This window comes from Massilia sp. 2TAF26, assembly GCF_052115005.1.
Lineage (GTDB): Bacteria > Pseudomonadota > Gammaproteobacteria > Burkholderiales > Burkholderiaceae_D > Telluria.
Genome location: NZ_JBFRFV010000137.1, coordinates 1 through 389, shown reverse-complemented (window position 1 = coordinate 389; position 389 = coordinate 1). Strand labels below are relative to the sequence as shown.

1 protein-coding gene is annotated in these 389 nt (G+C 57.8%); it reads left to right on the top strand.

The genetic code is table 11. The features are described 5' to 3' along the window. Nucleotides 1-330: 330 nt before the first annotated feature. On the top strand, nucleotides 331-389 hold a 59-nt coding region (locus AB4Z32_RS27820; protein ID WP_442125029.1), incomplete at its 3' end, for a hypothetical protein.

Below are 389 nucleotides of genomic sequence, written 5' to 3'. Positions count from 1 at the left end.
GACGCCTCCAGAAGGCGTATGAAATAAGTGGCATGTCCATCGGATACCACGGGAATGCGTAATTCAAGAGGTGAGGCGTTGGGCGGAGTCTCGGCGTGCGCGAGTGCCGGGGACGACAGAATGAGCAGGGAAGCAAAAAAGTGGGTGAAGCGCGGCATGGTCTGCACATTACCACAGCTTTGCTTGTGCTCCCCTTTTTGCGGCTGGAAAAGCGTGCTACGCTATGATTGCTTTCGAGGAAATATTTCTGTGCCCCAGGCAGGCCGCCGCTACCCGCGGTAAGTCCGCCAGGATTGTTCCTGCGACACCATCGCATATGAAGGAATCAGAATGAGTCAGGGCGAACCGCTTCGCCTGCACGTGCCCGAACCGACGGGGCGTCCAGGCTG